The 7,744-nt window shown below is 42.3% G+C and carries 9 protein-coding genes; 8 read left to right on the forward strand and 1 reads right to left on the reverse strand.

Translation table 11 applies throughout. The annotated features are described in order from the left end of the window. Nucleotides 1–81: 81 nt before the first annotated feature. On the reverse strand, nucleotides 82–225 hold the full coding sequence (locus UB32_RS19650; protein WP_084221892.1) for a YpzI family protein: 144 nt from the start codon (nucleotides 223–225) through the stop codon (nucleotides 82–84). 205 nt (nucleotides 226–430) lie between these two features. On the opposite strand from UB32_RS19650, the gene UB32_RS16700 reads away from it, so the two are divergent. The 8 genes from UB32_RS16700 (at nucleotide 431) to spoIVA (ending at nucleotide 7,617) form a co-directional block, all read left to right on the forward strand. Next, nucleotides 431–1,042, forward strand: a complete 612-nt coding sequence (locus tag UB32_RS16700; protein ID WP_052807088.1) for a YphA family membrane protein — start codon at nucleotides 431–433, stop codon at nucleotides 1,040–1,042. Then, nucleotides 1,039–1,932 (forward strand): YIEGIA family protein, encoded by an 894-nt coding sequence (locus UB32_RS16705; RefSeq protein WP_044395835.1) that lies wholly within the window; start codon nucleotides 1,039–1,041, stop codon nucleotides 1,930–1,932. Before UB32_RS16700 ends, UB32_RS16705 begins: the two co-directional genes overlap by 4 nt. Then, nucleotides 1,929–2,114, forward strand: a complete 186-nt coding sequence (locus UB32_RS16710; RefSeq protein WP_044395837.1) for a capping complex subunit for YIEGIA — start codon at nucleotides 1,929–1,931, stop codon at nucleotides 2,112–2,114. Before UB32_RS16705 ends, UB32_RS16710 begins: the two co-directional genes overlap by 4 nt. 211 nt (nucleotides 2,115–2,325) lie before the next feature. After that, nucleotides 2,326–3,636, forward strand: coding sequence for a ribosome biogenesis GTPase Der (gene der, locus UB32_RS16715; protein ID WP_044395849.1), 1,311 nt, complete (start codon nucleotides 2,326–2,328; stop codon nucleotides 3,634–3,636). A gap of 19 nt (nucleotides 3,637–3,655) precedes the next feature. Further along, nucleotides 3,656–4,702, forward strand: coding sequence for an NAD(P)H-dependent glycerol-3-phosphate dehydrogenase (locus UB32_RS16720; RefSeq protein ID WP_044395851.1), 1,047 nt, complete (start codon nucleotides 3,656–3,658; stop codon nucleotides 4,700–4,702). 239 nt (nucleotides 4,703–4,941) lie between these two features. Beyond that, a complete protein-coding gene (locus UB32_RS16725) occupies nucleotides 4,942–5,142 on the forward strand; it encodes a DUF2768 domain-containing protein (protein WP_044395840.1) in 201 nt (66 codons plus the stop codon). 27 nt (nucleotides 5,143–5,169) lie between these two features. Further along, nucleotides 5,170–5,880: a hypothetical protein gene (locus tag UB32_RS16730; protein WP_044395842.1), complete on the forward strand. Its 711-nt coding sequence runs from the start codon at nucleotides 5,170–5,172 to the stop codon at nucleotides 5,878–5,880. A gap of 258 nt (nucleotides 5,881–6,138) precedes the next feature. Continuing rightward, nucleotides 6,139–7,617, forward strand: a complete 1,479-nt coding sequence (spoIVA, locus tag UB32_RS16735; protein ID WP_044395844.1) for a stage IV sporulation protein A — start codon at nucleotides 6,139–6,141, stop codon at nucleotides 7,615–7,617. Nucleotides 7,618–7,744 lie beyond the last annotated feature (127 nt).

Consider the following 7,744-nt stretch of genomic DNA (forward strand, 5'->3'; position numbering starts at 1 on the left):
AGTGTCTGAAGTGGAAATCGATTATCAGCCAAACCCAAAAAAGGACCGGGCGGTTTTTGCCCGGTTTTTTTTGCAGTTACCCTAGCTATACTTTCCGTCATTCAAAGTTCGAGCTTCTTCAGGACTTTGCATTTTTGTCGCTCCAGGATAGTGCAGTGCCTGGTCGCGGTCAGATTCTACCTTTCCGCTTTTCTTTAGTTTCCTTTCCTGTCTGTCTTGGCTCATCTAATCACCTCCTCTAAAAGGAATCTAGAAAAAATTTCAGCAGTGGTGGCCATGTTATCGGACATTCATCGTGTTCGGTTCAGCGCGATTTGCCTGCAATATGAAAAATACTGCTTTTCTTAACATGGAGCAGGCAAAAAATCTTATTCAATAAAGATTAAATTACATAACAAATTACCATACTGGAAAGGATAGGAGGGATTGAATGAATGGTGTTTACTTTTATTGGCTTGCCTGGAGCGGATGGGTTTGGGTTACTTTCTTCATGGATAAGAAGCATCCTTATAGGCGGAAATGGGCCGTTTATCTGTTAACTGTCATTATCGCTGCACCTTATAAGGATGATTTTTTGTTTTTTCAGTTTCACTTGTCCGCTTTCGTAATCGCCGGATTTATTTTTCTCGAAACAAGAAGGAAGAAAACTCGTACATTCCTGTACTTATTTTTAACTTCCTTCATCATTATGCTAGCCTATACAAGTTTTCTGATGTTCGAATTATTTGATCCCGTCTGGGTATTATTTGACCGAAAATTTATGTTAGGCGCTGTGGGTTTTTATTTGGCGATCTTGCTGCACAATGAAAAACGTGATCGAATGCTTGCCCTAATAACAGGTTTTTTGGCGGGTGATTTCCTATTTTCGGCTGTTTTATGGAAATTTCATTTTCCATATGAAGTTGCTTCGATGACCTTTATGGATATCCTATTTATTTCCTCTGGAATGCTAATCGCCTGGTCAGCTGTTGAGGCACTCATTTCAATTATGTCGAAAGCTACAGTAAAGGAAGCAGAAGGGGAGGAACAGAAGACTTCATGAATGAATATACGTTACCAATTGCTTTTGGGATTGCTATTGGCACAATGTCCAGGCTGCTGATGCTGCGGACAGACTACCGCCAATATCCTACCTATTTGCATGGGAAAATCATTCATATAGCGCTCGGATTCATTGCTGCAGGACTTGGCACAGTAGCAGGACCGGCAATCATGGAAGAGGAATTTACGGCAATTACGTTTTTGACGCTTGCTGCCTCGCAGTTCAGAGAAGTGAGAAACATGGAAAGAAACACTTTAACAGAACTTGATGGCTATGAACTTGTTTCGCGTGGAAAAACATATATCGAGGGAATTGCGATCGCGTTTGAAAGCCGAAATTATCTGGTGATCTTCACTTCGCTGGTCAGCACGCTTGCCTATCTGATCTTTAATATATGGGCAGGAATCATCGCTGCAATTTTGGCGATGCTGATTTCCAAAAAGTTAATGGCGGGCGGAAAGCTGAAGGATATTGTCGAGATCGAATATGCAGAACCAAGATTTGATGGAGCAGGGTTGTATCTGGATAATATTTATATCATGAACATCGGTCTCCCGGAACGACAAAAAGAAGTTCTTCGTTATGGGATGGGTTTTATTTTAAAACCAAAAAATATGAATGCGCGGTCCACCATCGCAAATCTTGGCCAGAGGCAGGCAGTACTGTACGATTTATCCACCGCACTTGGGGTGTATCGCGATTCTGGGACGCCTGCACTTGTACCACTGGCAAAGAGGGATCTTGATGATGGCAGAGTTGGAGTGTTTGTTCTGCCACAGGAACGGGATATCGAAAGGGCAATAACTGTTATTGGGGATGTGCCAACATTGGAGAATGCAATAAGGATGCCTTCTGAGAAAAAGAAAAAAGAAGGGAGTGATGCTTCATGATGCTCGAGAAATTTATTCTTGCAGCCATTACGACCAATCCTAAAAAAATCCCTTCTGGAACAGCTGTTTTCCACTGCGATTCAAAGAAAGAAATGGAGCAGGTTGCTGCTAATCTGGAAGCAATCCTTGATGGAATCGCCCATGCACTTTCTGAGGATTTATATATTATTGTGAAACACTGATAAAAATGTTTTCATTGCTTGTTTACAGCATCTTTTGATAAACTGATTAAGCCAGACCCTTCTGTAATAAGAAGGGTTTCTTTTATAAACGTCATCTAGGTTGATTGCTGCAACAGGGGTGATGGTGAATGACAAAAGGATTGAGCAAGTTGGCATTGTTATTGCGAGGTCAAATGACCCGCATGAAAAGGAAATGGAAAGGGTGATATTCATGGCGAAACCAGTGATTGCGATCGTTGGGCGTCCGAATGTCGGCAAGTCTACGATTTTTAATCGAATCGTTGGTGAACGTATTTCGATCGTTGAAGATATTCCTGGAGTAACGAGGGATCGTATATACAGTTCAGCTGAATGGCTGACACATGATTTTAATATTATTGATACTGGCGGAATTGATTTAGGGGACGAGCCGTTTTTGGAGCAGATCCGCCAGCAGGCAGAAATTGCGATTGATGAGGCAGATGTGATCATCTTCCTTGTAAATGGCAGAGAAGGCGTGACTGCTGCGGATGAAGAAGTGGCAAAAATTTTGTATCGTTCGAACAAGCCAGTCGTCTTGGCAGTCAATAAAATCGACAACCCGGAAATGAGGACGATGATCTACGACTTTTATACTCTTGGGTTTGGGGAACCTTTTCCAATATCTGGCTCCCACGGTCTTGGTCTCGGTGATTTACTCGATGAGGCGGCGAAACATTTTCCAGCTGCTAAGGGAGACGAATATGATAAAGATACGATCAAATTTTCCTTAATCGGAAGACCGAATGTAGGAAAGTCCTCTCTGGTGAACGCGATTCTCGGAGAAGATCGCGTCATTGTTAGTGATATTGCCGGGACAACTAGAGATGCTATTGATTCTCAGGTTACGTATGAAGGACAAAAATACGTCATTATCGATACAGCCGGAATGCGAAAAAAGGGAAAAGTGTACGAAACAACTGAAAAGTATAGCGTTCTAAGAGCTTTACGAGCGATTGAACGATCCGATGTCGTGCTCGTAGTCATTAATGCCGAAGAAGGAATCATTGAGCAAGATAAACACATCGCAGGCTATGCAGAGGAAGCCGGTCGTGCTGTAATCATAGTGGTAAACAAATGGGATGCCATTGAAAAAGATGAAAAAACGATGAAAGAATTCGAGAAGAAAATCCGTGCTCATTTCCAATTCCTGAGCTATGCTCCGATCGTATTCCTGTCAGCGATAACGAAGAAGCGAATCCACACTTTGATGCCGATGATCGATTTAGCAAGTGAGAATCATTCAATGAGAGTGCAGACAAACATCCTTAATGAAGTGATCATGGATGCTATAGCGATGAATCCAACTCCTACAGACAAAGGAAAGAGATTGAAAATTTATTACGCAACACAGGTGTCGGTAAAACCCCCTACTTTTGTTGTCTTTGTCAATGAGCCAGAATTAATGCATTTTTCTTATGAACGTTTCCTAGAAAACAGGATACGTGATGCCTTTGATTTTACAGGTACACCAATCAAGATTTTTTCAAGACAAAGAAAATAAGCTAAAGGTTGTGGTTTTAATGGATAGGAAGAGGGAGAAAGTCGCAGTCCTCGGTGCAGGCAGCTGGGGAACAGCGTTAGCGATGGTCTTGGCTGACAATGGGCATGAGGTCCGGCTATGGGGGCATAATTCGGCACAAATTGAAGAAATCAATCAAAACCATACGAACAAGAAATATCTTCCTGGAATTACCTTGCCTTCCTCCGTCATGGGTTACTCTTCCCTTCATGCCGCATTGGACGGAATGAAAATGGTGATTATGGCAGTGCCAACAAAAGCCATCCGCGAGGTCATCAGAAAAATGATGGAGAGTACCTCTGAATCAGTCATCATCGTTCATGTCAGCAAAGGAATCGAGCCTGATTCCCTGCTTCGTATTTCGGAAATGATTGAAGAAGAAATGCCTGAGAAACTTTTGGAAAGCGTTGTTGTTCTCTCTGGACCAAGCCATGCGGAGGAGGTAAGCTTGCGCCATCCTACGACTGTTACTGTCTCGTCTAAAAAGATGGACGAGGCGGAAAAAGTTCAGGATCTTTTCATCAATAATCACTTCAGGGTGTATACAAATCCTGATTTAATAGGAGTTGAAATAGGCGGTGCGCTGAAAAATATCATAGCGCTAGCGGCGGGGATATCCGATGGGCTTGGGTACGGAGATAATGCAAAGGCTGCCCTGATTACGAGAGGACTTGCTGAAATAGCTCGTCTTGGTGTAAAAATGGGGGCAAGTCCTTTAACATTTTCCGGCTTGACTGGAATTGGAGACTTAATCGTTACATGTACAAGCATCCATTCTCGGAACTGGCGGGCTGGCAATATGCTTGGCAAGGGGCAAAATCTCGATGAAGTTCTGGAAAATATGGGGATGGTCGTTGAAGGTGTGCGTACGACCAAAGCTGCCTATCAACTAGCACAAAAATTTGAAGTCAAAATGCCCATTACCAATGCTCTTTATCATGTCTTATTTAACAATGTCAATCCAAAGGATGCTGTCGATGGTTTGATGTCACGGGAAAAAACACATGAGATGGAAGATTTGACAGATATTCTCGGTGGGAGAAAATAAGCTAAAAATTTCTTTCGCATAATGACTTCAACATAGGCATTCGAGGATGCGATTCAAGCGAGGTTTGCATAAGATGCAACGAAACAAACTGGTGGTTTGAACTGGGTGATCGGGTATTTAGTCATATAGCTGGAGTGAAGTTGACCGCCCCTTCTTTACTTCAGCTTTTTTTTGCTTAATCAGCGATCTGAAATGCTAGGTTATGATATAATACTGTTCGAAAAAAGGGAGGGATTCAGTTGTCACCCGGATTAGTCAAGATGTATATTTCATTCATTGGTATGGGCAGTATGATTTTGTCCCTTATAGCCATTTATTTTAGCCGATATAAGTTCACAGGATTTTTAAAGATTGCCACGGCAGTGCTTGCTTATATGTTGATGATTTTGGCAGGTATTATTATGATTCTCGTTGTTTTCAGCGGACCGACGAACGAGTAAAATACATAGAAGTAAGGATTGGATTAAATGAAAAAATATCGATTTTTTCTGCTAGTCATGGTTGTACTGCTTGCATTGACTGGCTGTATGTACCCAGAAGAAAATTATATCCAGAATCATGTGCCCTATAAGGACCAACTGGACAGTGTCCAGTCAGCAGTTGACCAATATCAGCAGGCCAGTGGCGGATTGCTGCCAATCAAGACAAGAGATGCGAAAACACCGATTTATCAAAAATATCCGATCGATTTTAAGAAAATTGTCCCCCAATTTATTGCGGAAACACCGGGGAATGCATTTGAAAGCGGCGGTCTTTTTCAGTATGTCCTGGTGGATGCAGAAACAAATCCGACCGTCAAATTGCTTGACCTGAGAGTAGCAGATACGATCCGAGAAATTAAAATGCGGATGGAAGCCAATGGCTACCCTCCATTCAAAGATCAAATAGCTGAAAATGTGTATAGTATCGACTTTAAAAAGATTGGTTATAAGAAAGAGCCAGTTGTTGAAAGCCCCTTTACAACCGATAACTTGCACTTTGTCCTGTCGACAGAAGGGGAAATCTATGTGGATTATCGAAGCGACCTCTATAAAGCTATGAAATCCTCTGATAAAGGACTCAAGGAAGGGGAGGATATCCGCTGGATACTTGTTGAGAATTCTATGTTCGTGCCGGCATATTCTCTCCCTTATACTGTTGATAAAGCGACCAATGAACCAGTCTTTTTAGCAAAATAGTCATAACCCTGCTTCTATAAAATATATTTATAGAAGCAGGGTTTTTTGTCTATAAAAAGATATCAGCTATCTTTTTAGGTTGTTTTGGTTATTTTTAATCAATATGACTAAAACTTCCTTTGTTAATTCAAAAATAAGGAGGTAAAAAAATAAAAAAATGTCATATCAATATAGGACAACATCATAGATATATACTGTCCCAGATTACAAATTTGGATGAATTTATTCCCACTAACTCTATGATCGGGAGGGGATCACTTGGAAAAGGTAGATATTTTTAAGGATATCGCCGAGAGAACTGGCGGCGATATCTATCTGGGGGTTGTAGGTGCGGTGCGCACTGGAAAATCCACGTTTATAAAAAAATTTATGGAGCTGGTGGTTTTACCTAATATCAATAATGAGGCTGATAGGGCGAGGGCGCTTGATGAGCTGCCGCAAAGTGCTGCAGGTAAAACGATTATGACGACCGAACCTAAATTCGTGCCTAACCAGGCGGCATCCGTGCATGTGGATGAAGGGCTAGATGTGAATATCCGGCTGGTAGATTGTGTTGGGTATACAGTTCCTGGAGCGAAAGGGTATGAAGATGAGAATGGTCCGAGGATGATCAATACACCTTGGTATGAAGAACCGATCCCTTTCCATGAAGCAGCTGAAATTGGAACTAGGAAGGTTATTCAGGAGCATTCTACACTTGGTGTCGTCATCACGACGGATGGGACAATTGGGGAGATTCCTAGACAGGATTATATTGAAGCGGAAGAACGAGTGATTGAAGAGCTCAAGGAAGTTGGGAAACCATTCATTATGGTGGTGAACAGTGCTCAGCCCTATCACCCAAATACAGAAACATTGCGCGCTCAATTGGCAGATAAATACGATATCCCGGTGCTGGCAATGAGCGTGGAAAGCATGCGCGAATCAGATGTTTTAAGCGTCATGAGGGAAGCGCTATATGAATTCCCAGTACTGGAGGTAAACGTCAACCTGCCAAGCTGGGTAATGGTGCTCCGGGAGAATCACTGGCTGCGTGAGAGCTACCAGGAAGCTGTCAAAGAGACAGTGAAGGATATAAAAAGGCTGCGCGATGTAGACAGAGTTGTCCAGCAATTCAGTGATTTTGAATACATTGAGCGGGCAGGCCTTGCAGGTATTGAAATGGGCCAGGGGATAGCTGAGATCGACCTTTATGCTCCTGATGATCTTTATGATGAGATTCTCAAAGAGATCGTTGGAGTGGAGATTCGAGGCAAAGACCACTTGCTGGAACTAATGCAGGAATTCGCATATGCTAAGACCGAGTTCGACCAAATTTCGGATGCTCTTAAAATGGTTAAACAGACAGGATACGGAATCGCATCGCCTTCCTTAACAGACATGAGCCTAGAAGAGCCAGAAATCATCCGTCAGGGAGCGCGTTTCGGCGTTCGCTTACGAGCAGTTGCTCCTTCTATTCATATGATTAAAGTGGATGTGGAGTCTGAATTCTCGCCAATTATCGGCACAGAGAAACAAAGCGAAGAGCTTGTCCGCTATCTTATGCAGGATTTTGAGGATGATCCACTCTCAATCTGGAATTCAGACATTTTCGGCAGAAGTCTGAGCTCGATTGTCAGAGAAGGAATTTCGGCTAAATTGAGCCTTATGCCTGAAAATGCCAGATATAAATTAAAAGAGACACTGGAAAGAATCATCAACGAGGGTTCTGGTGGTCTAATAGCAATTATCCTGTAATTTGACTCCTTTTTGGAGTCTTTTTGTTTTTTGCACATTGTTCTCTAGTAAGGATGAGTTTAGATCCTTTTAACGGATTTCCGAAAGAAGTCTCCCATCCTCAAGGAATGGGAAGGGCTAAAGCCCA

It is taken from the genome of Mesobacillus subterraneus (assembly GCF_000934845.1).
Taxonomy (GTDB): domain Bacteria; phylum Bacillota; class Bacilli; order Bacillales; family Cytobacillaceae; genus Mesobacillus; species Mesobacillus stamsii.